We start from the raw sequence: 25,782 nt of genomic DNA, 5'->3' as shown, positions 1-25,782 counted from the left end.
GACACTAGGAGCGGGGACATAGCGTCACAATGTGCCAAAAGCACTGAGAAATCTTCTACATTGTGCTTGTGGCACAGTTCAAGGTTGCAGACCTGCTTGCTCAGGCAGATCGCCTCCGGCTGACTCTGCTCGCGGGCCCCACGGAGGCCGAAGCGGTCACCGGTGTCGAGGTGATCGAGCTCGCCTCCCTGCCGAAGAGTCCCCGCGGAACCCTGGCGATCATTGCCGGCGACATCCCCGCGCCGTACCTCGTCGACGTCGCTCTCCGGCGCGCGAACGCCCTGGGCGTCGCGGGAATCGTGTTCCCCGAGGGCTTCGGCCTCACTGTGACCGCTGCCGCGCTCGCGGACAACGGCGCAGTCGCCGTCATGGTCTCGGGAGAGGAGTCGCCGACGGACCTGGCCGTCGCCATCGACCGCGTGCTGGTGGGAGGCGCAGCGGAGTCGATGACGCGCGCCAGCTACGCGATGGAGCGCGCCATCGCCGCGGCCGGCGAGGAGGACGCTGACCCCGAGCACATCCTTGCCGCGGCATCCGGCGCGCTCGGGGCGACGCTGACGATGTCGAACGCCCCGCACGCCGATTGGACGGACAGCTCAGCAGTGTTCATCGGCGAGGTGTCCATCGCCCGGCTGTCGGCGGATCATCCGGATGATGCGACGCGAACGGTGATCCCCGTCGTCTCCTCCCTCATCTCCCGTTCCATCCAGCGCCAGATCCGCGACCGCTTCGGCCCGAACCGGTCCAGGGCGGATCTGATCGCCGAGCTGACGCTCGCCGAGGCGTCACGAGTCGACGTCTTCGTCGCCCCCGCCGCTCGCCTCGGTCTGCCCCTGCAGCTGTCGCACGCGGCGGCGTGGATCAGATCGCAGCATCGCTCGGATCCGGATGCCCCGCCGCCCCGCGGTGTTCAGCCCGCGATCGAGCTGTTCGCCCTGCAGCTCGTGGAGGACCGAGCCGAGCAATGGCACATCACCCATATCCAGGACGGTGCGCTCATCGTCTGCACCGAGGAGCACGGTGCGGGAGACCACCAGCGTCGATTGCGGGAGATCGCCGAACGGGTGCAGGCGTACGCAGGCACGCTCTCGGGGGACGACTGGACGTGGACGCTCGGGCTGGGAACGCCGCAGAGCGGACCGGCGGGTCTGCGGCAGTCCGCCGCGGAGGCGCGTGTGGCCGCCGACTCGGCGATCACCGCGGGGCGACTCGGCGGTGTGGAGACGACGGACGTGACCGGACTGCGGCGGGTGCTGCTGGATTTCTACGCCTCCCCGATCAGCAGGAGCCTGTTGGAGGACGCGCTGCATCCGCTGGACGCGCTCGGCCCGCAGCGCTCGCTCGCCGCTGTGCGCACCCTGCTCTCCTATCTCAGCAACCGCAATTCGCTCAGCCGAGCCGGGCGCGAGCTCATGCTGCATCCCAACGCCGTCGGCTACCGGATGCGGAGCATCCGTGAACGGCTCGACGTGGATCTCGACGACCCCGATGTGCGCTTCGCGGTCGAACTGGCGTGCCGGGTGCGCCTGCTCGGCACGTCCTGACCGCCGGATCAGCGTCATTTCACCCGCTGACCGTCGATCCAGGTCTCGGCGACGCGCACCGACGCGATCTCGTCCTCCGGCACGGTGAAGACGTCGCGGTCGAGCACGGCGAAGCTCGCATCGAAACCGGGGGCGAGTCTGCCGACACCGTGCAGCGGTGACAGCAGCCGCGCGCGGCCGGTGTACAGCAGCACCGCCTGCGGCACCGTGACCGCGGCGTCTGCGCCGAACTCGGTCCCGTTGTGCGCCATCCGCCGCACGGCCGCTTCAATCGAGAGCATGACGTCGTCGGCTCCGCTCCACGCGGTCGCCGGGCGGTCGGACGACAACGCGAGTGCCTCGATCGTGCCGAACAGCCGCGAGATCGGATACGCGTCAGGCACCTGCTCGGCGCGCAGTGCCGTCTCGTACCCGTCGTACTCGGCGAAGAAGAAGACCGTGTGCGTGGCGATGCCGAAAGACATCCTGGCTGCGCGCATCCGCTCCGCGCGGTCGTCGCTGACCAGGGTGGCGTGCTCGATGCGCACCGACGGCACGTCGTCGAGCCACGGCTCCCGGTCGGCGAACAGTTCGATCACGCGATCGAGGGCGCGGTCGCCCATCGCGTGCACCGCCAGCTGCACACCGTTGCGGCGCGCCCAGTCCGCTGCCGCGAGGACGTCGTCGTCTGCGACGAGGCGCAGTCCATGATCACAGGACTCCGGATAGGGCTCGTGCACCCACGCAGTTCGGTTCGAATAGGCGCCGTCCAGGACGACCTTCACGCCCGCGACGCGGATGCGGCCGGCGGTGTCGCCCGGCGCGAGATCGGCGAGCGGGTGCTCCGGATCCCATCCCGGGTACAGCGCGACGCGGGTGCGCAGGCCGCGCGAGGCCGCCTCGCGGAAGACGCCGAGCGGATCGTCGATCCGCGTGGAGAGCAGGTCGCACACGGCGACGATGCCGCGGGAGGCGAGGTCCTCGCCGAAGGTCAGGATCGTCGCGATCTGCTCCTCGCGGGTCGGCGGCGGGATGACTGAGGTGACAGCACTGACGGCGGCGATCTCGGTGAGCACACCGTTCGGGCGCCCGGCATCGTCGCGCTCGAAGCGCGATCCCTCCGGGTCGGGCGTGTCGGCGTCGATGCCTGCCAGCCGCAGCGCCTCGGAGTTGCACACGGCGGAGTGCGCATCGCAGCGCCACACCAGCACGGGTCGGTCCGCTGAGACCTGGTCGAGGTCGGCGATGGTCGGCATCCGCCGCTCAGGGAACCTGGTCTCGTCGAAACCGCGACCGAGGATCCACTCCTCGCCCGATGTCGATGCGGCGTGCGCACGCAGTGTCTCCACCAGTGCGTCCACAGAGGTGACCGCGGGCGGGAAGCACTCGACGGCGGCCGCGGTGCCCGCGATCAGGGCGGGGTGCGTGTGGCTGTCGATCAGGCCGGGGAGCACCGTGCGCCCTCCCAGGTCGACGGATCCTTCCCCCACGACCTCCGCCGCGTCGCCGACCCAGTCGATCGTGCCGTCGACGACGCGGAACGCCGAGGCGAAGCCGGTCTCCGAATCCCCGGTGAACACTTTGGCGTTCGTGAACATGTGCGTCGTCATCGCTCTCAGATCTCCCTCCAGGTGAAGCGTCCGCCGAGCATCGTGGCGGCGACGGGCATCGTGCGCAGCTCATCCCGATCGCAGGCGTACGGGTCGCGATCGACGACGACGAGGTCCGCCTGCTGCCCCACCGCCAGCGCGCCCCGAGCCGACGCGGCGAGCGCGATGTCCACGGGGAGCCGCTGCTCGGGGTGCCATGCGACCCTGTCTCCCCTGCTGCGGTCGGTTGCCGCCGACATCGAGATCCAGGGGTCCAGCGGCGCGACGGGCGCGTCGGAGCCGAGGCGCAGCCCAGCGCCGGAGCGGTGCAGCGACCCGAAGGCGAATGCACGTCCTGTGCGACCCGCCCAGTGGTGATCGGCGATGTCGCGGTCGTCCATCGCATGCTCCGGCTGCACGCTGGCGACGAGCCCGAGCTCCGCGAAGCGGGAGAAGTCCTCGTCGCGGACCAGCTGTGCGTGCTCGATCACGCCCGGCATTCCGGTGGCTTCGAAGGAGTCGAGCACCGCGCTGTTGGCGCGGTCGCCGATCGCGTGCACCGCGGCTCCGATTCCTGCGCTGTGCGCGCGCTCGAGCAGACGGCGGAGCTCCGGCACCGGAACGCTCTCCATCCCGCAGGCGTGCGCGCTGGCAGGATCGAGGCCGGGGTACGGGTCCCAGCACCACGCCGTACGGGTGTTGAGCGAACCGTCGACGACGACCTTGAGCCGTCCGAAGGTGATCAGGCCGTGCTCGTCGAGCCGGTCGCCTGTGCGCAGACCGGCTGCGATCGCCTGCTCCAGGCGGTCGGGCCATACGGCCCCCTCGACCCGCAGGCTCGTCACACCTTCCGCGACGCGGGCCGGCCACTCTGCGACGTTGTCGGTGTTCTCGAACTCCACGATGCCGACGACCCCGCGCGATGCCGCGGCATCCGCGGCATCGCGATAGGCGTCGGGTGGCAGCGCCGCTGCCTCGTCGAATGAGTGCAGCAGCCGGATCCACGGTCCCTCCCTGAGCAGACCGGTGTCGTCCAGCTCCGCGCCGAGGCGGGCCGCAGCCGCCCTGTTCATCCAGCCGCAGTGCAGGTCGCCGCTGACCAGGACGACGGGCACATCGGAGACGGTCTCCTCCAGCGCGGCCAGGCTCGCCGGCTCCGACCACAGTCCGTCCCGGAAGCCGTAGCCCATCAGCATCCCGTCGGTCAGCGGCGCTCCCTCGTCGAGCGCCGTGCGCACGGCGTCGAGCACCTCGCCGGCGCTGCGGGTCTGGGTGAGATCGATGCGCCGACGTCGGATCACGTGCTGCGTGAAGTGCACGTGCGAATCCCAGAGCCCCGGACCGACCCAGCGGCCTGCGGCCTCGACGATCTCGCCGACCGGATCGATCGCCCCCATCGGCGCGATGCCGGCGATCAGGCCGTCGCGGATGACGATGTCGACGGGCTCGGCGCCGTAGGGGCGGGCCCCGCGCAGGGTGATCGTTTCAGGGGCGTTCATGTCTGCTCCTCCAGATGCTGCACGACCGCCATCCGATCGGCCAGCGCCGGGTTCCGATACCGCCCCGACTGCCGCAGCGCCTCGATCACGCGTCCGACCACCTCGGCGGGCTTGTCCTGGCTCATCTTCTCCTTGGCATCGATGCGTTCGACGCGCATGCGGAACCCGACAGTGCCGTGCACGATCCGCGACGCATACTCAGCGTTCTCCAGTGTGCGGTTCATCAAGTACGGCTCCGGCAGCGGGCTCTCGAAGTGCGCCACGAGCCGTTCCAGCACGTCCAGGTTCTCGGCGTCATCGAGCAGCTCCGGAGTGCCGTGCAGGTGGGCGACGGCGAAGTTCCAGGTCGGCACAGCGGGCGACGTGCCGTACCAGCCGGGCGAGACGTAGCCGTGCGGACCGGAGATCACGACGAGGCACTCGTGCGCGCCCAGTTCGTGCAGGCGCTCGTCAGGCCGGCCGACGTGGCTGAGCAGCACGATGCCGTCGCTCTCCTCATCCAACAGCACCGGGTAGTGCGAGGCGACGAGCCCTCGGCCAGGCACGAAGCTGACGATCGTGGCCCAGGGATTCTCCCTGATCATGTCGCGGATCCGCTCGACGTCGTCGAGCGCGAAGTCGGAGTTCGGTCTCATTCGGCACCGCCCTGGGGTGCGCCGTCGTCGGCCCAGGTGACCTCGGCGGTCGCCAGCACGACATCGTCTTCGTCCAGTGCAGTGATCCGGGTCGCGCCGTCGCCGGTGCGCCCTGCGACGCGAACCGATCGGTCCACGAGCGTCGGCGCCACGGCCCTGACCTTCAGCCGCTGCGGGGTGCGCAACGGTTCATGTCGGCGGGCGGCGTCCATCAGCAGGATGCGCGTGAGCGGACCGTGCACGAGCAGATCCGGCAGTCCTTCGACGTCGCGCGCCCATGCGCGGTCGTAGTGGATGAGGTGCGTGTTGAACGTCAGCGCCGAGAAGCGGAACAACTGCCGGGCGTCGAGAATCCGCTCCTCCTGCCAATCGGCCGAGGACCATGCATCCGGGTCCGTGCTGGCCGGTTTGGCCGGCACATCCGGATCGCCCTGCTCGAGGAACACGTCGTGCCACACGCTGCGAACGGCGGTCTCCCCCTGCACCGCGTACTCGCGTTCGATATCGACGAAGACGAGCCGGCCGCCGGAGCCGCTCTTCTCGGCGACGGAGCCGAGCGACGTCGTCTGCGTGACCTCAGCCCCGACAGGAAGCGGTCTCAGGAATTCGGTGGTCTCGCCCGCATACATGCGACGGGGCAGGTCGATCTCGGGCAGCACGCCGTCTCGCGCCGGGGTTCCATCCGGTCGCAGATCAGCGAGAGGCGCGGCGAACGGGAAGTACGCGCCCTCCCACGCAGGCGGCAGCGGGTCGCCCGCGTGCAACTGGGCCTCGCCTTCGGCGAAGGTGCCGCGGTAGGCCTCCGCCGTCGACTCCGAGATCGTCTCGGTCCGCACCACCGTCACGGCAGAACTCCCGCTTCCCGCAGCGCGGCGATGCGCTCCGAGTCGTAGCCCGCCAGGTCGCCGAGCACCCGGTCGGCGTGCTCGGCGAATCGGTTGGCCGTGCGATCGGGTGTCGCCGGTGTCGCGCTGAGCTTGATCGGCTGACCGAACATGCGCAGCTTCCCCATCGGCCCGTAGTCCGCCTCGACGATCATGTCGCGCTCCGCCGTCGCCGGGTCGTCGACCACTTCGCCGATGTTCCTGATCGCGGTGAGGGGAACGACATCCCCGGCCAGCTCCTCCAGTTCCGCTTTGGTCCTGTCGTTCAGCCAGGCGGCCACGATCGGCTTCACCTTGCGCTGGTACACCTCAGGCACGAGCCGCTTTCGCATGGCGTCGATCTCCGGATCGGCGGCGTGCTCCGGCGTGCCGAACAGCTCGCACGCCGCCCGCCACAGCTTGTCCGTGTACGCGCCGAAGAACACCTGTCCGTCTGCGCAGTCGAACAGTTCGTACGGCTTCACCCACGCGTGCTCGTTGCCCGCAGGTACGGCGACTCTCTCGTCGACGGTGTAGTCGACGACAGCGGTCTCGGTCAGCGCCATGATGCTGTCGACCTGGGCGATGTCGACCAGTTGTCCTTCACCGGTGGCCTCGGCGTGACGCAGCGCGGCCAGGGTTCCGATGACGGCGAACAGGGTGGCGGAGAGATCTCCGATCGTCGCACCGACCCGCACCGGGGGCATGCCGGGATAGCCGGTCATCGACCACAGGCCCCCGGCGGCCTGGGCGGTGTTGTCGAACGCCGGCCGACGGCTGCGCGAACCGGTCTGGCCGTACCCGGAGATCGCCGCGTAGACGAGCTTCGGGTTCTCCTGTGCGAGCACCTCGTAGCCGACGCCGAGCTTGTCCATGGTGCCTGGGCGGAAGTTCTCGATCAGAACGTCTGCGGAACGGACGAGGTCCTTGAGCACCTGCTTGCCCTCGGCTGCGGCCAGATCGAGCCCGACACCGAGCTTGCCGCGGTTGTACTGGGCGTAGTAGGCGCTGAACTCCTCGTCCCCATCTGTGAGATAGGGGGGAAAGCCGCGCGAGACGTCGGGGTCGCGCGGGTTCTCGATCTTGACGACGGTCGCGCCGAGGTCAGCGAGCATCTGGGCGGCGTAGGGACCTGCCAGCACGCGCGACAGGTCGAGCACGACGACGCCGTCCAGGGCGCCGGGAGCCGGCAACTGAGTCATGATTCCTCCTCGGATGCGGCCGCGGCCATGGCGGTCGCGACGGTCGAAGGGGCACGGATGCCCCGGATGCGGGAGAGCCAGGTTGCCGTTGCGGCCATGCCGCCGACGTCGATCCCGGTCTCGATGCCCATGCCGTCCAGCATCCACACAAGAGCCTCCGTCGCGAGGTTACCCGTGGCACCTTTGGCGTAGGGACATCTGCCGAGTCCGCCGACTGCGGCGTCGAACTCGCTCACGCCCAGACGCAGGGCGGCGTGCACGTTGGCCAGCGACTGCCCGTACGTGTCGTGCAGGTGCAGTGCGAGCGCGTCCACCGGCACGCCTGCGGCGATCGTCTCCGTGATGACGCGGGCGGTCAGGCCCGGCGTCGCAACGCCGATCGTGTCGCCGAGGGCGATGGTGCGGCACCCGGCTCTGTGCAGGCGCACGGCGGTCTCGGCAACCGCGGCGATGTCGACCTCGCCCTCCCACGGGTCGCCGAACGCCATCGACACGTATCCGCGGACGGGCGTGCCCGACGCCGCCTCGACGACGTCCGCGGCCCGTTCGACGGCGCCCTCCCGGCTCACGTTGAGATTGGCCCGCGCGAACGACTCGGTTGCGCTCACGACGACGGCGACCTCGCGGATGCCGGCGTCCCGCGCCCGCTCGAGACCGCGCAGGTTGGGCACGAGCGCAACGCCGCGCGCCCCCTCGGGCACGTGCACGGCCGCCGTGACGTCGGCGGCATCGGCGAGCTGCGGAATCCAGGCGGGCGGCACGAAACTGGTCAGCTCGAGGTCTCGTACCCCGGTCGCGTACAGCCGACGGCACAGCTCGGCCTTCACGTCGGTCGGGACGATGTCGGGTTCGGCCTGCAGCCCGTCGCGCGGGCCGACCTCGTAGACGGTCACACGCGACGGCAGTCCGTCCTCGGGTTCGACGCGCGGCCGGGTCATGCCTGCGCTTCCGCGGCTCGCAGTTCGGCGAGCACGCCGCGTGCGTGCTCCACTCGAATGTTCTCATCGGCGACGATGCGCGCCGCGACGGCGCCGATCTCGTCCGTTGCGGCCCCCGCACTGGCCGCGACCGTGCGGGCGTGCAGCGTCATATGCCCGCGCTGAATGCCCTCGGCGACCAGCGCGCGGCATGCCGCGAGGTTCTGCGCGAGGCCCACAGCGGCGATCACGCTCGCCAGTTCGCATGCTGTCTCGACGCCGAGCAGCTGCACGGCCGCTCGTGCGGACGGATGCGCCCGAGTTGCGCCGCCGACCAGGCCGACCGCGAGCGGAACCTCGAGGGTGCCGACGAGGTTGCTGTCCGCGCCCTTCTCGAACTGCGACAGCGCGGAGTACTGCCCTGAGCGTGCGGCGTGCGAGTGGCATCCGGCCTCAACCGCGCGGGTGTCGTTGCCCGTGGCGAGCACGACCGCGGTGATGCCGTTCATGATTCCCTTGTTGTGCGTCGCGGCTCGATACGAGTCGGCTTCCGCGAAGGCGCTGGCCGCGACGATGTCGTCGACGACTCCGGTACCGCCCAGCAGCTCGGCGTCGAACACGCCGCGCGCCCTGGTGAGTCGCAGTGCCGCTTTGTTCGAGAGAATCCGCAGCAGGGAGCGTGCGCCTGCGATCTGCGCGATCCTGGGGGCGATCGCCTCCGCCATGGTGTTGACGGCGTTGGCGCCCATCGCGTCGCGCACGTCGACGTGCAGGTGCACGATGATCTGCGTTCCCGCTCGGGTGGGCACCACTCGTACCGACACGTCGAATGCTCCCCCGCCCAGCGAGACCAGCGTCGGGTCCTGCTCGTTCGCGAGTGCCAGCAGTTCGTCCCGTGCTTCCAGCAGAGCGAATCGGGAGCTGTGCGGATCCGTCGCGTCGACCACCTGGATCTGGGCGATCATGACATCGCCGGTGTACGAGGTCGTGAAGCCGCCGTGCTCCCTGGCCATTCGCGCGGCGTTGGAAGCCGCCGCGACGACGCTCGGCTCCTCCGTGACCATCGGAATGAGCCGGTCGCGACCGTCGATGGTGAAGTTGGTCGCCATGCCGACGGGAAGCCGGAAGGTTCCGATCACGTTCTCGATCATGTGGTCGGCCTGCGCAATGCCCAGCCCGCCCTCTTCCCCCAGCGCGGAGAGCGCGTCCGGGGCGAGCCCGGCGCTCTGCGCTGCCAGCGCGAGGCGCTCGTCGGGCGCATGATCCCGCAGGCCCTTGATACGGCTGTTGATCGGCATGGACCGCCCTCCTTCACGTGCGGCGTTCCGTCTTCGGCGCCGCGATGTCATGCACGACGATAGGAGGCTTCGGCCCATTGATCGATGGGGCAATAATCCGTCATGCGATCGGATCTGTAGGTGATCCGCACATGCGGAAGCCCCCGGTCCGCTCGTAGACTCGCTCGAAACGCGGAGGAGGATCCCCATGCCCTATGCCGAGTCCGACGACGTCCGGATCTACTACGAGGTCTTCGGCGCCGCCTCCGATCCGGTGCTCGTGCTCGCTTCTGGCGGCGGTGCGCAGCTGCTGTCATGGGACGAGCGCTTCATCGCCATGCTCACGGACGCCGGTATCCGCGTCGTCCGGTTCGACAACCGCGACACGGGTTTCTCCCAGCGCTTCGGCGGCGAGGAGGACATCGACGGCGGCTACGAGCTCTCCGATATGTCGGACGACATCGTGCGCGTGCTCGACGCGTTGGGAGCGGCCTCGGCGCACGTTGCGGGGCATTCGATGGGCGGGATGATGGCCCAGATGCTCGCGATCGAGCATCCGGAGCGCGTGCGCAGCATCGGCCTGCTCTCCACGCTCCCCGGCCGCGATCGCCGCTACGTGCTCCACGGCGAGCGCCCAGAGCTGCGTTCGGCCCCCGTGCGCGTGACGAAGGAGCAGGCGGTCGCCGCGACCGAGGCAGCCATCCGCTCACTGCCGCCCGGCCGCTACGACCCGCAGCTGGAATGGCATGTGAACGCGACCGCGCACGCCTACGACCGCGGCTACTCCCCCGACGGCTACGCGCGGCAGTGGTCCGCGCTGCTGCGCGCCCCCGAGCGCTTCGAAGCGCTCAAAGCCGTGACGGTTCCCGCGCTGATCTTCCACGGGCGCGAGGACGACATCGTTCACTGGCAGGCCGCCGCCGACATGGCTGCCGCCATCGCGACTTCGGAGCTGCAGGTGCACCCCCACATGGGACACCTCGCCCCGCACGAGCTGTGGCCCGAGCTCAGCGCCGCGCTCATCCGGACGGTGCGCCGAGGCGAGGAGGCCGGGTGAGCCCACTCGACACAGCGCAGGCGGTCGCCGTCCTGCTGGGAGCCGGCCACGACAGCGAGCCTCCCGATCCGACGGCGGTCGGCGATGCGTTGCGCCGGCTGGGCATCGCCGACTCCGCCGCAGCAGAGATCACCGATCGCGTGCATCGTGTCCAGCGCGAGGCGTCGCGGCTGCGCAGACGCGAGCACGAGTTGTCCGCGCTGTTCTCCAGCGCCAGGGAGCTCGCGGAGCTCCGCGACAGCGATGCGGTGCTGGCGCGCCTGGTGCAGCGCGCCCGCCAGATGATGGGCGTCGACCTCGCCTACTTGTCAGAGTTCGACCCCGTGACCCGTGAACTGCGCGTGCGGGAGACCAGCGGCTCGGTGAGCGGCGACTTCCAGCGCATCAGGGTCCCACCGGGACGAGGGCTCGCCAGCGCCGTCGTCGAGTCGCGTTCAGCGCAGTGGGCCGCCGACTACTCGGTCTACGCGCAGGAGCGCCACGACACCGGAATCGACGACGCCGTGTCGTCTGAGGGACTCGTGTCGATTCTCGGCGTGCCGATGCTGAGCCGCGACGACGTACTCGGCGTGCTGTTCGTCGCCAATCGCGAGGAGAAGGACTTCGCGCCTGAGGAGGTCGCGCTGCTGTCCGCACTCGCCGACCACGCCTCCGTGATTCTGCAGACCACGCAGATCCTGCGCGACCTTCGCGATTCCGAGGATGAGTCCCGCGGCACACTGGAGCGCCTCACGGCGCATCTGAGGGAGCGCGACCGGGCGAACACCGTGCATCAGGAGCTCGTCCAGGCAGTGCTCGGCGGGGGCGGGTTCGCCCCCGTCGCCGAGACGCTGGCCTCCGCGCTGGACAGGGCTGTGGCCATCGTCGATGCCAACGAGCAGCTCATCGCTGCGGCCGGCCTTCCGCTGCCCGAGTGGATGCTGGAGCTGGACGAGACGACCAGGGAGGCGATTGCTGAGAGCCGTAGGTCCGGGCACTGCGTCGCGGTGCCCGGAGCGGGTGTGCGCGCCGTGGCCGCTCTGAGCGCCGGCGCCCAGCACTTCGGCGCGCTGCTGCTGGGCGACGGGGACATCGATCTGGGTTCCGTCGACATGCGCACGATCGAGCGCGCCGCGCAGGTCGCCGCGCTGCTGGAGCTGCAGCAGGAGGCCGCGTCCGGCGCCGACCACCGACTGCGCAGCGAGCTCATCGCAGATCTGCTCGACGACGTGCCGGAGCGGCGCGCCGACGTGGAGCGGCGAGCGCGACGGCTCGGCGTAGAGCCGGGCTCCCTGGATTCGCTGCTGCTGCTCGCCGTGCCCGGCGACCAGCAGACCGCGGCGGCGCGCGCGCTCACCAGGCGGCTGGACGAGCACGCGCTCACCGGCGAGTACCGCGGGTACGTCGTCGCGGCGTTCTCCTCGGCCGGAACCGGGCTCGACGCCGAAGCGCTGCGAGCGCACATCGCCCGCGCCATCGATCATCCGGTGATCGCCGTGGCCCCGCCGCCCGGTTCGCGCGACATCGCCTCCGCCTTCATGTCGGCGATGCGCACCGCACGCCTGGTCGCAGCGCTCGAGCTCACCGAACTCGCGGTGTCGACCGATGACTTCCTGCCTTACTCCGCCGTGCTCGACACGGATGCCCGGGCGCTGTCGCAGTTCCTCGCCGACACGATCGGTGCGGTGCGCCGCTACGACGCCGAGCGCGGGGCGGATCTGCTGGGCACGCTGCGCGCCTTCGTCCGCAGTAACGCGAGCCCGACGCGCACGGCGCGGGCGATGAGCTTTCACACCAACACCATCCTGCAGCGGCTGGAACGGCTCGACCAGGTGCTCGGAGCCTCATGGCGCGAGGACGAGCGAATGTTCCGCATCGGCATGGCGGTGCGGCTGGACGAACTGCGCGAACGGCTTCGACCCAGCGCCTGATTGCTCCTCGCGGAGTCACGCCGCTCCGAACATCCTGCCCGTTCAATGGGAATCGAGGCGTGCCGCTGGCATCGGATCCCGGATGATCGTCCCAACAGCTCGCCGACGCGGCGAGACCGCCGCATCCGTCGAAGGAGACGCCATGACCGCAGAACGCACCCAGGTCGCCATCATCGGGGCAGGGCCGGCCGGTCTGCTGCTCTCACACCTGCTCGCTGAGGCGGGAATCGACTCGATCGTGGTCGACAACCGCACCCGCGAGGAGATCGAGACGACGATCCGCGCCGGGATCCTCGAGCAGGGCACCGTTGAGATCCTGACGGAGACCGGCATCTCCGACCGCGTGCACACTGTCGGCGACAAGCACGCCGGCATTCACCTCGGCTTCGACGGCGAGCTGCACCACATCGACTTCGGTGTGCTGACCGGCCGCAACGTCTGGCTCTACCCGCAGCACGAGGTGCTGATCGACCTGATCGCCGCGCGCTCGGCCGGCGGACAGGACCTGCGCTTCGGCGTGACCGCGGAGCGCGTCGAAGACGCCGACACACTCCGTCCCCGCGTGATCGCGCGCGACGCCGACGGGACCGAGTTCACGATCGAAGCCGACGTCGTGGTGGGCGCCGACGGCTCGCGCAGCGTCGTGCGCGAGGCCGTGACAGGTTCGCACGGCGGCTTCTTCCACGAGTACCCGTTCGCGTGGTTCGGCATCCTGTGCGAGGCACCGCCGTCGAAGGACGAGCTGATCTACTCCAACTCACCCGACGGCTTCGCGCTGATCAGCCAGCGCAGCCCAGAGGTGCAGCGGATGTACTTCCAGTGCGACCCCGATGCCGACCCGAACGCGATGAGCGAGGCCGAGATCTGGGACGAGCTGCAGCGCCGCACGCCGGGCACCGAGCTGAAGGAGGGCCCGATCTTCCAGCGCGACGTTCTGAAGTTCCGCAGCTTCGTGTCGCACAAGATGCAGTCGGGCCGCGCGGTGATCGTCGGAGACGCCGCGCACACGGTGCCGCCGACCGGCGCGAAAGGCATGAATCTCGCCGTCGCCGACGTCGTGCTGCTGAACCGCGCCATCCGCGCCCTGTTGCTCGACGGCGACGGCGAGCACTTCGAGCGCTTCACGGATGAGGCGCTGCGCCGCACCTGGAAGGCGCAGCAGTTCTCGTGGTGGATGACGAGCATGCTGCACCAGCAGCCCGGCGCCGGCGACTTCGAGCGCCACCGACAGATCGCCGAACTGCGCACCGTCACCGACAGCGAAGCGGGAAGGCGCTATCTCGCGGAGGCGTACACGGGCTGGCCGCTGCTGGGTCGATAGTCGGAGCGCACTGCCGCTCAACGAGAGGTTGCCGCTCGGCCGCGCGCGCCGAGGCGTATGGTCGCCAGGTGAGCAACGAGCAGGAACCGACGTCGACCCCCACCGCAGCGCCGGCGGCAGGACGCGGGGTGTCGATCGGTCTGCTGCTCGCGGCGATCGTCGTGATCGGCGTCAACATGCGCGTCACGATCACGGGTGTCGGGCCGCTGCTCGAGCAGATGAGTGCGTCGACCGGGGAGTCGGTCGCCCTGCTGAGCTCGCTGACGTCGGTGCCCGTGGTGCTGTGGGCTGTTCTCTCGTCATTCGCCCACACGCTGTCGCACCGGTTCGGAATGAACCGCATCGTGTTGTGCGCCCTGGTCGTCCTGACGCTCGGCACGCTGATCCGCTCGCTTCCGGGGCCGGAGTTCTCGCTGTGGTTCGGCACCGCACTCGTCGGCGTGGCGCTGGCCATCGCGAACGTGCTCCTCCCTGCCGTCGTGAAGCGCTCGTTCGGCAGGCACGTCGCCCTCGTGACCAGCATGTACACCGCGCTGTTCGCCGGATGCGGCGCCCTGGCATCCGGTGTCGTCGTCCCGATCTCCCATGCCGTCGAGCCGAACGGCGGGGACACCGGATGGCGGTTCGCGCTCGTCGCCGTCGCCGCGACGCTGCCGATCGCGATCGTGCTGTGGCTGCTGCACATGCGCCGGTTCGGCACCGACACCGGACGACGCATCGAGCGCGGATCCGCACGCGGACCGAGCGTGTGGGGCGACCCTGTGGCATGGCTCGTCGGGCTGTACATGGGGGCCCAGGCGATCATGTTCTATGTCATGATCACCTGGCTCGCGCCCTACGCCCGCTCACTCGGGCACAGCGAAGTGCTGGCCGGCTACGACGTGATGATCTTCCAGATGGTCGGCGTGCTCGGCTCCGTGCTGCTGCCCTTCACGATGCGCGGCCGCACGGAGCGCTGGGTGCCGGCGATGCTTCCCGTCTTCTCGCTGATCGGCGTCAGCGGGCTGCTGCTCGCGCCCGGGGGGATCTTCCTCTGGATCTCGCTGATCGGGCTGTGCAGCGGAGGGTCGATCGCGTGTTCGCTGACGCTGATGGCGACCCGTGCCCGCGACCACCACACCGCGTCCGCGCTCTCCGGCATGGGCCAGTCCGTCGGGTATCTCATCGCCGGCGCGGCACCGGTCACCTTCGGCGCTCTGCACGCGCTGACCGCGGATTGGACCGCATCACTGCTGTTCCTGCTGGTCTCGTGCGTCGCGCATCTCGTGATCGGAATCGCGGTCGGCCGCGATCGCTACGTCTTCGACCGTCAGCGCGAGAAGCAGAACTTTTCGTAATACTCCAGCTCTCGATATATACTCATGACATGACCGCCCTCACCCCCTCGTCGTTCTGGATCCTGACTGTGCTGGCCTCAGGCAGACGCCATGGCTACGAGATCATGCGGGAGGCGACCGAGGCATCGGAAGGCAGCGTCTCGCTCAAGGTCGCCACGCTCTACGCCGCCCTCGAGCGCCTCGAACGCGATGGACTGCTCATCGCCGACGGCGAGGAGGTCGTCGCCGGGCGCAATCGGCGGTACTACCGGCTCACCGACGCAGGCGCGACGCGCCTCGCCCAGGAGGTGGAGCTGCTCGAGCGGTCGGCGAAGGCAGCCAGGAAGCGACTTCCATCCGGCGCCGTGACCAAGGGGGCGGCGTGGGCATGACGTCGCACGAGGATCGATTCGCCCGACTGCTGCGCTGGTACCCGAAGCAGTGGCGCACCCGACACGGCGACGTCGCGCTCAGCACGATGCTCGATGCCGCTGACGGCGAGGGGCGCGACACCCCGACTGCGGCTGAATCCTGGGCGGCCGCAGCGCACGGGCTCGGGATGCGCCTCGACCTCCGCCTCGCTCGATGGTGCTCATGGGGAGCGCTGCTCATCTCCGCCGCACTGTCGGTGGTTCTGATCGGCTTCCTCTCGCAGACGTACGACGCGCTCGGCCAGGACATCGCGGCGTGGGCGATCCCCGTATCCATGGCGACAGCGGCGCCCACGCTGCTCACCGTCGCCATCGTCTCGCTGCTGCGCCATGTCGGTGCGATGACCGCTCCTCACGCACTCGGCGCCCTGGTCGCGGGGCTGACAGCCATCGCATTCGCCGCGCTCGAAGGCGCTGCGTTCTCGATCGGCTTCGACGCGGCCGATGCGGGAGTGCCGGCCGGTTGGTTCGGCGACAACTGGCTCACATTCCTCGCGGGAGGGATCGTCTTCGCCGCTGCCGCCGTCGCCGTTCCGCTGTACGCGCTGATGAGCAGCGGCCGATTGCACCCGGCGCTCGCCGTCGGCTTGTCATTCGTCTGCGGACTGCTGATCGCCCCGCTGCTGGCCGGGTTCACCGCGACGCCGTACGCCTGCGCATTCGGTGCGGTCGCCCTCCTGCTCGCCTGTCTCGTCACGCAGAGGCGAGGCAGGCGCGCGAAGGCACGTCAGGCGTAGGTCGCATAACGCCAGCATCCGACCTCAGCGTCCCCGCCGGCACGCACATCATCAGGTGCAGGTCGATCGAGCCGCCCGATGGGCCAGGCGGATCAGCTGCGAACGGTGAAGCGCTCGAGTGTCGGCGGCTCGGCGAGGAGTGCGGCGAGGTCGGCATCTGCGCCTTCCGGGCTCGCCCGGAAATCGCGATACGCCTGCTCCATCGCGGCATCCGTCCAGACCTCATAGAGCGTCCATTCGTCCGGACGCTCCGGACTGCGCAGGATGTCGATGCGCTCGCATCCGGCGAATGTGCGCGTGGTCGCAAGCGTGCTGTCGATGACGGCCGCGATCCGCTCTTCGGCATCCGGAGCGAACGTGAACCGCACGATGGCGGCGATCTTCTCTCTCATGCCGCCATCCCACACCGATCACGCTCGTCGTGCATCCGATCATCCGGCACGCGGAAGGCCCTGTCAGTCCCGCACCGGCACGTACATCACCACGTGCAGGTCGACCGCGTCGCTGGGGACGAGGCGGTGGTGCTCGAACTCGAGCAGACCCTCGTCACGGTGCCGGAAGACACGGCGACGCGACGCGAACCGCTCCACGGCCATATCGGCGGAATGCACGCGGAAGTCTTCGCTCTCCGCCATCAGACGGTCGACCACTGCCCTGTGGCCTGGCCCGGCGAGGCGCACTCCCGCCTCCGCGCGGAACTCCGCGAGGAACCGTCGACTCTCCCGCTCCCAGTCCGGCAGCATCTCGCGCAGCTCCGGATCGGTGTAGACGAGCCAGAGCAGGTTGCGATCGGCGACGTCGACGGTCGCGATGCGAGGGTAGAGCCACTCGTATCCGGTGTTCCAGCCGGCGATCCCCCAGTCCGTCGCCACGACGAACGCCGGGAAGTCCAGCGCGTCGACGAGCCGCTGCAGGTGATCCGGAATCGTCTCGCGCCGGATCTCGGGCACGCCCGTCTCGCGCTCGGCGAGGCCGATCACGTAGTCGGTCTCCGCCGACGTGAGCCGCAGCACCCGGGCGACGGAGCGGAGCACCTGCCGCGAGACGTTGATGTCGCGGCCCTGCTCGAGCCAGGTGTACCAGCTCGCGCTCACGCCGGCGAGGGTGGCGACCTCCTCGCGGCTGAGGCCCGTGTGCACGCGCCGCCCGGTCGGCGGCAGCCCGAGCGCAGTGCGGCGAGCGGCGCGGCGGCGGTCAGCGAGGAACGCGCCGAGCTCCTCGCGGCGGGGCGTGCGGGGGCGGATCATTTCCCGATAGTACTCTCAGTACTGGTACCAGCCGCATCGGCAGATGGGCATGATGTGCGCAGAGGGCGGGCGAGAATGGCACTATGCCCACACTCCGCTCACGCACTGTCACCCATGGCCGCAATATGGCGGGCGCTCGCGCACTGATGCGCGCATCCGGTGTCGAAGGAAGCGACATCGGCCGCAAGCCCATCATCGCGGTCGCCAACTCGTTCACCGAGTTCGTGCCAGGCCATACGCACCTCGCCCCCGTCGGGCGCATCGTCTCCGAGGCGGTCAGCGCGGCAGGCGGCATCCCGCGCGAGTTCAACACGATCGCCGTCGACGACGGCATCGCGATGGGTCATGACGGCATGCTCTACTCGCTGCCGTCGCGAGACCTCATCGCCGACTCCGTCGAGTACATGGCCAACGCGCACTGCGCCGACGCACTGGTGTGCATCTCGAACTGCGACAAGATCACACCTGGCATGCTGCTGGCGGCGATGCGCCTGAACATCCCGACCGTGTTCGTCTCGGGCGGCCCGATGGAGTCGGGTCGCGCCACCCTCGTCAACGGCAACCAGCGCACGCTCGACCTGGTCGACGCGATCAGCGAGGCCGTGAACGACAAGGTCTCGGATGAGGACATCCAGCGCATCGAAGAGGCCGCGTGCCCGACGTGCGGCTCGTGCTCCGGCATGTTCACCGCGAACTCGATGAACTGCCTCACCGAGGCGATCGGCCTGTCGCTGCCAGGCAACGGCTCGGTGCTCGCCACGCACACCGCCCGCCGCGCGCTGTACGAGAAGGCCGGCTCGCTGGTCGTCGACATCACGCGCCGCTACTACGACGAGGACGATGCGTCCGTCCTCCCGCTCAACATCGCCACCCCCGAGGCGTTCGAGAACGCCATGGCGCTCGACATCGCCATGGGCGGGTCGACCAACACGATCCTGCACCTGCTCGCCGCCGCGAGCGAGGCCGGAGTCGAGTTCGGTCTCGACGAGATCGACGACATCTCGCGCCGCGTGCCGTGCCTGGCGAAGGTGGCCCCGAACGTCGCCAACGGCCGCACCTATTACATGGAGGACGTGCACCGCGCCGGCGGCATCCCCGCGCTGCTCGGCGAGCTGCGCCGCGCAGGGCTGCTCCACGAGGACGTGCACACCGTGCACGCCCAGACGCTCGGTGCCTGGCTCGACGAGTGGGACATCCGCGGCGGCAAGGCGAGCGACGAGGCGAACGCGCTGTGGCACGCGGCTCCCGGCGGCGAGCGCTCATCGAAGGCGTTCTCGCAGTCGAAGACGTGGGAGTCGCTCGACACGGATGCCGCGAACGGCTGCATCCACGACCTCGAGCACGCCTACTCAGTGGACGGCGGTCTCGGCGTTCTGCGCGGCAATATCGCCGTCGACGGCGCCGTGGTGAAGACGGCAGGCGTCGACGAGTCGATCTGGACCTTCTCCGGGCCGGCGATCGTGTGCGAGTCGCAGGATGAGGCCGTCAGGCGCATCCTCGCGAAGGAGGTCGCGGAGGGCGACGTCGTCGTCATCCGGTACGAGGGCCCCAAGGGCGGGCCCGGCATGCAGGAGATGCTCTACCCGACGTCGTTCCTCAAGGGCCGCGGCCTCGGCAAGGCGTGCGCGCTGATCACCGATGGCCGCTTCTCCGGCGGCACCTCTGGTCTGTCGATCGGGCATGTCTCCCCGGAGGCGGCATCGGGCGGCATGATCGCGCTGGTCGAGGAGGGCGACACCATCACGATCGACATCCCCACGCGCAAGCTGCAGCTCGAGGTTCCGGACGAGGAGCTCGACCGCCGCCGCGCCGAGCTCGAGGCGAACGGCGGGTACCGGCCGAAGGAGAAGCGCGACCGCAAGGTGACGCCGGCGCTGCGCGCCTACGCCGCGTTTGCGCAGTCTGCTGACAAGGGCGCCGTACGATTGGTGCCCGAGATCGACTGAGGCCTGCCGCGGAGGCGCTCCGACACACGGCACAATCCTCGATTCGCGGCACAATCCACCGGATTCTGCCGTATCTCAGTGAAAATACCGCGCGCGGGAGCGGATGCCGGCGCCTCGGGCCTCGCGGCGAAGCCGGACGGTCACGCCCCGGCCAACCGCCGGAAGCGATCGTGCATCCGGTCGCGGCGAGTCGACGCACGCTCTGCGGATGCCGTGCCGAGCGATCCGGATGAGGCGACGGCCAGAATCGCCCGCGCGAGCACGTCATCCGGCTGGGTGCGGCGGGCGACGTCGTCGGCCATCATCTCGATCAGCGCCGCGACCTCGGTTTCGGCTCTGGCCGCGATCGGGAACCACGGCAGGGCGCGCCGCCACGCCTTGAAGGCCACCAGCAGCACCTCGTGGCGCTGCTCGATGTGCGCGCGCTCGTGCGCCGTGACGGCCGCGAGCTCATCCGGCGCCAGCGCATCGAGCAGGCCGCGCGAGAGCACCGTGACGGATCCGACGCCGCGCGGCAGGCAGTAGGCGACGGGTGCAGCGTCATCGAGAACCCGGGTGCGCGCCCGATCCGGATCGGGCACCGAGAGCAGCTCGACGAGGGCGAGGTGACGTCGGCGCTGCCGGTCGAACGACACGATCGCGGCGACGAGGTGCGCGAGCAGGTACGCGGCGAGCGCCATCGCCGGGATGCCCGCGATCCACCCGCTGGGCACGAACGCCAGGGCGACCAGCCAGAGCGCGCCGATCATGGTGAGCCCGCCCGCCATGCCGATCACCTGCCACAGCACGAGCGCGAGCGCCGGATGCCGCGGCGGCCATGCGGAGCGCGACAGCCAGATCGGAACGGGCCATGCCAGCATCACCGCGACGAGCGCGCACGCTGCCGCGACGACGAGGTCCCAGGCCTGTGCGCTCACCATTCCAGCGTAGGCCCGCACACCGCCAGCGGGATGCGCAGCTCGACAGCGGCGCTCAGCCCTCGAGAAGGCGGCGGAGGACGGCCTGGTCCTCTGCCGAGACGCCGCCGACGAAGCGGGCGAGCACCGCCGAGCGGTCGCCAGCGACACCGAGCACCTCGTGCATCAGCTCGGCCATGTGCGCCTCGCGCGTGCCGAGTGCGTGATACCGGTGCGGGCGCGCTGTGCGGTCGGAGGCGACGAACCCCTTCTTGTCGAGGCGCGAGAGCACCGTCAGCAGCGTGGTCGCCGCGAGATCGCGACCATCGGCCTCGAGCACGTCCTTGACGTCGTACGCAGTCAGCGAGCCGCCTGCGTCCCAGATGACCTCCATGACGGCGCGTTCCAGATCACCCAGATGTGCCATCGCCCCTCCTTCCGATCGTTACATTCTACCCGAGATCGAAGAAGTTCTACATTGAGTCGAAAAATTTCTTCTACCGGCTGTCAAAATACTTCTACGCGGCGTAGAATTCGACGCATGGACCCGCTCGACATCGCCAGATGGCAGTTCGGCATCACCACCGTCTATCACTTCCTGATGGTCCCGCTCACGATCGGACTCGGCCTCACCATTGCGATCATGCAGACGCGATGGCTGCGCACGGGAGACGAGCGCTGGCTGCGGATGACGAAGTTCTGGGGAAAGCTCTACCTGATCAACTTCATCGTCGGCGTCGCCACGGGCCTCGTGCAGGAGTTCCAGTTCGGCATGGCGTGGAGCGAGTACTCCCGCTTCGTCGGCGACGTCTTCGGCGCCCCGCTCGCCCTCGAGGGACTGCTGGCCTTCTTCGTGGAGTCGACGTTCCTCGGCATCTGGATCTTCGGCTGGGGTCGCATCCGCAAGGGCCTGCACCTGACCGCGCTGTGGTGCGCCGTCGTCGGCAGCTGGGTGTCGGCGTACTTCATCATCGTCGCCAACTCGTGGATGCAGCACCCCGTCGGCGTCGAACTCGGCGACGACGGCCGCCCTGTGATGACCGACATCTGGGCCGTGCTCAGCAACAGCACAGCGATCTCAGCATTCGCTCACGCCGTCATGGGGGCACTCGTCGTCGCCGGCATGTTCCTGCTCGGCATCAGCTGGTACCACCTGTGGCGGCGGCGGCACGACGGCATCGACACGGTCGACCAGGCCGGCCGCGTCATCGTGGGCGAAGCTCCGGATGTCCCCTCCCGCGACAAGAAGGACCACGGCGTCTGGCTGACGTCGCTGCGCCTCGGCGCCGTCGTCGCGATCGTCGGCTTCGCCGGCACGGCCATCAGCGGGCACACGCAGGGGCAGCTGATGTTCGAGCAGCAGCCGATGAAGATGGCGTCCGCCGAGGCGGCATGCCACAGCGGCTCCTCCTTCTCGATCCTCTCGCTCGGCGATCCAGGCTCGCGCGACTGCAACGACGTGATCACGCTGATCGAGGTGCCTGGCCTGCTCGGATTCCTCGCCACGGATGAGTGGGGAGCGGAGATGCCGGGCATCACCGAGTTGGAGACGCGATACCAGGACCAGTACGGCGAGGCGATCCCTGACGAGGCGATCTACGGCGAGCACGCGGGCGTCGACGTGCAGTACGTGCCGCCGATGTGGGTCACCTACTGGGCGTTCCGGCTCATGATCGGGCTGGGCGGCATCGTCGCGGCAGCCGCCGTGATCGCACTCTGGCTGACGCGGCGGGGCACCGTGCCGCGCTCACCCTGGGTGATGCGCCTGGCGATCCTCGGCATCACCGCACCGTTCGCGGCCAACATCGCCGGCTGGATCTTCACCGAGATCGGGCGTCAGCCCTTCGTGGTCGCCCCGAACCCCGACCACACCGGTGTCGACGGCGTCTTCATGTTCACACAGGCGGCGATGTCGCCGGGGGTCACGGCCGGCGAGCTGCTGTTCTCCACGATCTCGCTCTCGGCGGTGTACGGCGTGCTCGGGGTCGTCGAGATCATCCTGCTCGTGAAGTACGTACGAGGCGGGGTCGCCGCCGCCATGCCGGAGTTCTCCCACGAACCCCCGACATCCGATCCGGGTGATCCGGATGACCGAGACGACGACCGGCGGGACGACGTGCTCGCCTTCGCCTACTGACCGGAAGGAGCAGCAATCATGGACGTTCTCCCCGTCGTCTGGTTCGTCGCGATCGCGGTGCTGTGGATCGGCTTCCTCGTGCTCGAGGGCTTCGACCTCGGCGTCGGCATGCGGGTGCTGTTCGCCGCCCGCGACGAGCGTGAGCGCCGCACGATGCTCAACACGATCGGCCCCGTATGGGACGGCAACGAGGTGTGGCTCATCACCGCGGGCGCCGCGCTCTTCGCGGCTTTTCCCGCCTGGTACGCCTCGCTCTTCTCCGCGCTGTACGTGCCGCTGACGATCACGCTGCTGGCCCTGATCGCACGAGCCGTGGCGATCGAGTTCCGCGGCAAGGTGCACGACGACCGCTGGCGCCGCGTCTGGACGTGGGCGCTCGGCCTCGGCTCGCTCGTGACCGCGTTCTGCATCGGCGCCATGCTGGCGATCACCTCGACCGGGCTGCCGATCGACGCGAACGGCGACCGCGTCGGCGGCCCGTTCGTCTGGCTGGGCTGGCCGGCCGTGCTCGGCGGTCTCGGCGTGATCGGGTTCTCGCTCGTGCACAGCGCAACGTTCCTTGCGCTGAAGACCGACGGCCTCATCCGGCAGCGCGCCCGTCACTTCGCCGCCACCTGGGCCCCGCTGCTGCTCGTCCCCGCGGCGGCATGGGCGGTGTGGGTGCAGCTGGCGCACGACAGCGGATGGCTGCCGTGGACGCTGGTCGCCCTCGCCGCCGCCGGCGCGATCACCGGATGGCTCGCCGCGCGTGCCGGACGCGAGGGCCGTTCGTTCGCCGGGTACGCCGCGTTCATCGTCTGCGGGGCCGCCTCGATCTTCGCCGGCATGTTCCCCTACGTGCTGCCGTCGACGCTCGATGCGGCATACGGGCTCACTGCGTGGAACGCATCGAGCGGCGACTACACGCTCACGGTGATGACCGTCGTTGCGGCCATCGGCCTTCCCATCGTGATCGCATACCAGGCGTGGTCGTACTGGATCTTCCGCCAGCGACTCACCCCGGGCATGATGCCGGAGCCGCACACGTTCCTGCCCGCGATTCTGCGCGAGAAGCCGCAGGCATGAGCACCGCGACGATCGCGCGGCCGGATCTCGGCCCCGTGCGCCCCATCCGGCTCCTCTGGCTGGGCGTCCTCGCCGCGCTGAAGGCACTCGGTCTCGTGCTCGTCGCCGAGGCCGTCGCGCGCGGCATCGCGGGGGTCGCGGACGGATCGCTCGATGCGACGGCTGTGCTCGCCCTGGGCGTCGCGGGCGGCGTGGTCAGGGCGAGCGCCGGATGGGCGACCCAGGTCGCAGCGCGCCGAGTCGCCACCGAGGTCAAGTCCGATCTGCGCGCGAAGCTGTGGCGCCGCATCGCGGCCGGCGGAGGCGGACGCCACGGCGGCACGAGCGTGCTCGCGAGCGAGGGCCTCGACGATCTGGACGACTACTTCACGCAGTCGCTGCCCGCCATGATCGCCGCCGTCGCCGTGCCGTCGCTCGTCGGGCTGCGCATCCTCGGCGCCGACTGGGTGAGCGCCGTGATCGTCGTGCTCACCGTTCCGCTCGTGCCGGTGTTCATGATCCTGATCGGCAAGCACACTCAGGACCGGACCCAGGAGGCGACGGGCGCTCTGACCCGGCTCGCCGATCATCTCGCCGAGCTGGCGCGGGGGCTGCCCGTGCTGGTCGGCCTCGGCCGCGTCGAGGAGCAGACCGCGGCGCTGGAGAGGATCCAACGCGAGTACCGCGAACGCACGATGGCGACGCTGCGCACGGCGTTCCTCTCGGCGCTGGCGCTCGAGCTGATCGCGACGCTGTCCGTCGCGGTCGTGGCCGTGTTCCTCGGACTGCGGCTGATGTACGGCACGGTGCCGCTCGAGGCCGCGCTGGTCGCTCTGATCCTCGCGCCAGAGGTGTACTCCGCGCTGCGCGAGGTGGGAACGGCCTTCCACTCCTCGCAGGCGGGCCTGGCGGCACTCGCGCGCGTGAAGCAGCTGCTCGCGAAGCCGACGGCTCCGGATGTCCATGTTCCGGATGAACAAAGCGCGCGTGACGCGATGGCCGCGGACGTCCCCCGTGTCCGCGTCTCGGGGCTGACGGTGCGCTACGCCGGTCGCGATCGCGCCGTGATCGCCGATCTGAGCACCGGTCTGGAGGGGATCACTGCCGTGACCGGGCCGAGCGGATCGGGGAAATCGACCCTGCTGGCCGCACTGGCCGGGGTGCTGCCGGATGATGCGAGCGTGGCCGGTGCGATCACGGGCGTCCGGCGCCCTTCTGCCCCCGATGGCGACCCCGGTTCCGCGCCGGAGCTACGTGCTCGCGGCGTGGCCTGGGCACCGCAGGCGCCGCGCGCGTTCGCCACGACACCGCGCGACGAACTCGCGCTGTACGGCGCGACCGATGCCGATGGGGCGCTGGATGAACTCGGCCTGGCGCACGTCGCCGACGCGTCTGTGGCCGAGATCAGTCCCGGGGAGCTGCGCCGGCTCGCCGTCGCCCGCGCTCTGGCCCGCGTCGATGCCGGAGCGCCCCTGCTGGTGCTCGACGAGCCGACGGCCCACCTCGATGCGGCGGCGGCCGAGCTGGTGCGAGCAGCCATCCGTCGCCGCATCGGCCGAGCCGTCGTCGTGCTCGCCTCGCACGAACCGGAGACCCTCGCCCTCGCCACCCGCAGCGTCGCGGTCGCCGCTCACACCGGTCCGGTTCCGCGCGCGCCCCACGGCTTCGGCGACGCCAGGAGCACAACGCAGGAGATCCACCAGACGAACCGGCAGCGCACCAGCGATCTCGGCGATCACAGCTCGAATCGACTGCGTTCTGTCGCCGCCGACCGCGGCCCGCTCAACGGCCTGCTCCGCTCCGCCGGCTGGCGCTGGGTGGGCGCGATCGCCCTGGGCCTCGTCGCGACGGCACTCGGGCTCTCGCTCACCGCGGTATCGGGATGGCTCATCGTGCGAGCCAGCACCGAGGAGTACATCGCGACGCTGATGGTCGCAATCGTCGGCGTGCGCTTCTTCGGATTGGGCCGCTCCGTCGGCCGCTACGCCGAGCGCCTCGCCACACATTCTGCGGCCTTCCGTGTGATCGACGACCTGCGCATCCGGATGTGGCGGGCGATCGCCGCTCGCGGCGCCGGTTCCCGACGGCTGCTGGAGGGCGGATCGCCCGTCGACTACCTCGTCACCCAGACCGACGAACTGCGCGATCAGCTCCCGCGCACCCTGCCGCCGATCGCGGTCGGTGTGCTCGCGATCGCCGGAGTCACGATCACGACGTGGATCGTGACGCCGGCGA

The 25,782-nt window shown here is 69.8% G+C and carries 22 protein-coding genes; 11 read left to right on the top strand and 11 right to left on the bottom strand.

Features of this window, described 5'->3' with window-relative positions:
* The first annotated feature begins 68 nt into the window (after positions 1–68).
* On the top strand, positions 69–1,544 hold the full coding sequence (locus CIK77_RS16475) for a PucR family transcriptional regulator (protein WP_087055207.1): 1,476 nt from the start codon (positions 69–71) through the stop codon (positions 1,542–1,544).
* Between the two features lie 14 nt (positions 1,545–1,558).
* On the opposite strand, the gene CIK77_RS16470 is transcribed toward CIK77_RS16475, so the two are convergent.
* The 7 genes from CIK77_RS16470 to CIK77_RS16440 are packed head-to-tail and all read right to left on the bottom strand — an operon-like array spanning position 1,559 to position 9,577.
* On the bottom strand, positions 1,559–3,133 hold the full coding sequence (locus CIK77_RS16470; protein WP_087055208.1) for an amidohydrolase: 1,575 nt from the start codon (positions 3,131–3,133) through the stop codon (positions 1,559–1,561).
* A gap of 5 nt (positions 3,134–3,138) precedes the next feature.
* The gene (locus CIK77_RS16465; RefSeq protein WP_087055209.1) at positions 3,139–4,611 is read right to left on the bottom strand and encodes an amidohydrolase; all 1,473 of its coding nucleotides are present in this window, start codon (positions 4,609–4,611) and stop codon (positions 3,139–3,141) included.
* The gene (locus tag CIK77_RS16460) at positions 4,608–5,246 is read right to left on the bottom strand and encodes an FMN-binding negative transcriptional regulator (RefSeq protein ID WP_087055210.1); all 639 of its coding nucleotides are present in this window, start codon (positions 5,244–5,246) and stop codon (positions 4,608–4,610) included. Before CIK77_RS16460 ends, CIK77_RS16465 begins: the two co-directional genes overlap by 4 nt.
* Complete coding sequence (locus CIK77_RS16455) at positions 5,243–6,091, bottom strand: FAS1-like dehydratase domain-containing protein (protein WP_087055211.1); 849 nt, start codon at positions 6,089–6,091, stop codon at positions 5,243–5,245. The genes CIK77_RS16460 and CIK77_RS16455 overlap by 4 nt, the downstream gene beginning before the upstream one ends.
* Positions 6,088–7,311 (bottom strand): CaiB/BaiF CoA transferase family protein, encoded by a 1,224-nt coding sequence (locus CIK77_RS16450; RefSeq protein WP_087055212.1) that lies wholly within the window; start codon positions 7,309–7,311, stop codon positions 6,088–6,090. The genes CIK77_RS16455 and CIK77_RS16450 overlap by 4 nt, the downstream gene beginning before the upstream one ends.
* The gene (locus tag CIK77_RS16445; RefSeq protein WP_087055213.1) at positions 7,308–8,249 is read right to left on the bottom strand and encodes a hydroxymethylglutaryl-CoA lyase; all 942 of its coding nucleotides are present in this window, start codon (positions 8,247–8,249) and stop codon (positions 7,308–7,310) included. The genes CIK77_RS16450 and CIK77_RS16445 overlap by 4 nt, the downstream gene beginning before the upstream one ends.
* Positions 8,246–9,577, bottom strand: a complete 1,332-nt coding sequence (locus CIK77_RS16440) for a hydroxymethylglutaryl-CoA reductase, degradative (protein WP_087055214.1) — start codon at positions 9,575–9,577, stop codon at positions 8,246–8,248. The genes CIK77_RS16445 and CIK77_RS16440 overlap by 4 nt, the downstream gene beginning before the upstream one ends.
* A gap of 136 nt (positions 9,578–9,713) precedes the next feature.
* Between CIK77_RS16440 and CIK77_RS16435 the strand changes: the two genes are divergently transcribed.
* From CIK77_RS16435 to CIK77_RS16410, 6 genes are all read left to right on the top strand, one after another.
* A complete protein-coding gene (locus tag CIK77_RS16435; protein ID WP_087055215.1) occupies positions 9,714–10,562 on the top strand; it encodes an alpha/beta fold hydrolase in 849 nt (282 codons plus the stop codon).
* Positions 10,559–12,472: a helix-turn-helix domain-containing protein gene (locus CIK77_RS16430; RefSeq protein ID WP_087055216.1), complete on the top strand. Its 1,914-nt coding sequence runs from the start codon at positions 10,559–10,561 to the stop codon at positions 12,470–12,472. The genes CIK77_RS16435 and CIK77_RS16430 overlap by 4 nt, the downstream gene beginning before the upstream one ends.
* Before the next feature lie 142 nt (positions 12,473–12,614).
* Positions 12,615–13,793 carry a 4-hydroxybenzoate 3-monooxygenase gene (locus tag CIK77_RS16425; RefSeq protein ID WP_087055256.1) on the top strand — a complete coding sequence of 393 codons (1,179 nt, stop codon included), beginning with the start codon at positions 12,615–12,617 and terminating at the stop codon, positions 13,791–13,793.
* A 68-nt stretch (positions 13,794–13,861) separates the two neighbouring features.
* Positions 13,862–15,130 carry a CynX/NimT family MFS transporter gene (locus CIK77_RS16420; protein WP_249268606.1) on the top strand — a complete coding sequence of 423 codons (1,269 nt, stop codon included), beginning with the start codon at positions 13,862–13,864 and terminating at the stop codon, positions 15,128–15,130.
* 29 nt (positions 15,131–15,159) lie between these two features.
* Positions 15,160–15,501, top strand: a complete 342-nt coding sequence (locus CIK77_RS16415; protein WP_087055217.1) for a PadR family transcriptional regulator — start codon at positions 15,160–15,162, stop codon at positions 15,499–15,501.
* Entirely contained in the window at positions 15,492–16,277 is a 786-nt protein-coding gene (locus CIK77_RS16410) for a hypothetical protein (protein ID WP_140403537.1), read from the top strand. Before CIK77_RS16415 ends, CIK77_RS16410 begins: the two co-directional genes overlap by 10 nt.
* 92 nt (positions 16,278–16,369) lie before the next feature.
* Here CIK77_RS16410 and CIK77_RS16405 read toward each other — a convergent pair whose 3' ends face one another.
* Positions 16,370–16,669, bottom strand: a complete 300-nt coding sequence (locus CIK77_RS16405; RefSeq protein WP_087055219.1) for a putative quinol monooxygenase — start codon at positions 16,667–16,669, stop codon at positions 16,370–16,372.
* Between the two features lie 63 nt (positions 16,670–16,732).
* The gene (locus CIK77_RS16400; protein ID WP_087055220.1) at positions 16,733–17,524 is read right to left on the bottom strand and encodes a helix-turn-helix transcriptional regulator; all 792 of its coding nucleotides are present in this window, start codon (positions 17,522–17,524) and stop codon (positions 16,733–16,735) included.
* 83 nt (positions 17,525–17,607) lie between these two features.
* On the opposite strand from CIK77_RS16400, the gene ilvD reads away from it, so the two are divergent.
* Positions 17,608–19,470: a dihydroxy-acid dehydratase gene (gene ilvD / locus CIK77_RS16395; protein WP_087055221.1), complete on the top strand. Its 1,863-nt coding sequence runs from the start codon at positions 17,608–17,610 to the stop codon at positions 19,468–19,470.
* A 140-nt stretch (positions 19,471–19,610) separates the two neighbouring features.
* Here ilvD and CIK77_RS16390 read toward each other — a convergent pair whose 3' ends face one another.
* On the bottom strand, positions 19,611–20,387 hold the full coding sequence (locus CIK77_RS16390) for a M56 family metallopeptidase (RefSeq protein ID WP_170934151.1): 777 nt from the start codon (positions 20,385–20,387) through the stop codon (positions 19,611–19,613).
* A gap of 55 nt (positions 20,388–20,442) precedes the next feature.
* Positions 20,443–20,793 (bottom strand): BlaI/MecI/CopY family transcriptional regulator, encoded by a 351-nt coding sequence (locus CIK77_RS16385; RefSeq protein ID WP_087055223.1) that lies wholly within the window; start codon positions 20,791–20,793, stop codon positions 20,443–20,445.
* A gap of 114 nt (positions 20,794–20,907) precedes the next feature.
* Here CIK77_RS16385 and CIK77_RS16380 point away from each other — a divergent pair, with 114 nt between their 5' ends.
* The 3 genes from CIK77_RS16380 to CIK77_RS16370 all read left to right on the top strand — a co-directional run.
* Entirely contained in the window at positions 20,908–22,503 is a 1,596-nt protein-coding gene (locus tag CIK77_RS16380; RefSeq protein WP_087055224.1) for a cytochrome ubiquinol oxidase subunit I, read from the top strand.
* Between the two features lie 18 nt (positions 22,504–22,521).
* Positions 22,522–23,568: a cytochrome d ubiquinol oxidase subunit II gene (gene cydB / locus CIK77_RS16375; RefSeq protein WP_087055225.1), complete on the top strand. Its 1,047-nt coding sequence runs from the start codon at positions 22,522–22,524 to the stop codon at positions 23,566–23,568.
* A partial coding sequence (locus CIK77_RS16370; RefSeq protein ID WP_114347291.1) for an ABC transporter transmembrane domain-containing protein occupies positions 23,565–25,782 on the top strand: 2,218 nt, incomplete at its 3' end. The genes cydB and CIK77_RS16370, both read left to right, overlap by 4 nt.

Source organism: Microbacterium sp. JB110 (assembly GCF_003335195.1).
Lineage (GTDB): Bacteria > Actinomycetota > Actinomycetes > Actinomycetales > Microbacteriaceae > Microbacterium.
This window is presented reverse-complemented; position numbering and strand designations above follow the sequence as displayed.

Bases quoted from the DNA above. Each gene is read 5' to 3' on its own strand.
- CIK77_RS16470 (WP_087055208.1), bottom strand. From the start codon at position 3,133: ATGACGACGCACATGTTCACGAACGCCAAAGTGTTCACCGGGGATTCG.
- CIK77_RS16465 (WP_087055209.1), bottom strand. From the start codon at position 4,611: ATGAACGCCCCTGAAACGATCACCCTGCGCGGGGCCCGCCCCTACGGC.
- CIK77_RS16460 (WP_087055210.1), bottom strand. From the start codon at position 5,246: ATGAGACCGAACTCCGACTTCGCGCTCGACGACGTCGAGCGGATCCGC.
- CIK77_RS16450 (WP_087055212.1), bottom strand. From the start codon at position 7,311: ATGACTCAGTTGCCGGCTCCCGGCGCCCTGGACGGCGTCGTCGTGCTC.
- CIK77_RS16445 (WP_087055213.1), bottom strand. From the start codon at position 8,249: ATGACCCGGCCGCGCGTCGAACCCGAGGACGGACTGCCGTCGCGTGTG.
- CIK77_RS16440 (WP_087055214.1), bottom strand. From the start codon at position 9,577: ATGACATCGCGGCGCCGAAGACGGAACGCCGCACGTGAAGGAGGGCGG.
- CIK77_RS16435 (WP_087055215.1), top strand. From the start codon at position 9,714: ATGCCCTATGCCGAGTCCGACGACGTCCGGATCTACTACGAGGTCTTC.
- CIK77_RS16425 (WP_087055256.1), top strand. From the start codon at position 12,615: ATGACCGCAGAACGCACCCAGGTCGCCATCATCGGGGCAGGGCCGGCC.
- CIK77_RS16415 (WP_087055217.1), top strand. From the start codon at position 15,160: ATGACCGCCCTCACCCCCTCGTCGTTCTGGATCCTGACTGTGCTGGCC.
- CIK77_RS16405 (WP_087055219.1), bottom strand. From the start codon at position 16,669: ATGAGAGAGAAGATCGCCGCCATCGTGCGGTTCACGTTCGCTCCGGAT.
- CIK77_RS16400 (WP_087055220.1), bottom strand. From the start codon at position 17,524: ATGATCCGCCCCCGCACGCCCCGCCGCGAGGAGCTCGGCGCGTTCCTC.
- ilvD (WP_087055221.1), top strand. From the start codon at position 17,608: ATGCCCACACTCCGCTCACGCACTGTCACCCATGGCCGCAATATGGCG.
- CIK77_RS16385 (WP_087055223.1), bottom strand. From the start codon at position 20,793: ATGGCACATCTGGGTGATCTGGAACGCGCCGTCATGGAGGTCATCTGG.
- CIK77_RS16380 (WP_087055224.1), top strand. From the start codon at position 20,908: ATGGACCCGCTCGACATCGCCAGATGGCAGTTCGGCATCACCACCGTC.
- cydB (WP_087055225.1), top strand. From the start codon at position 22,522: ATGGACGTTCTCCCCGTCGTCTGGTTCGTCGCGATCGCGGTGCTGTGG.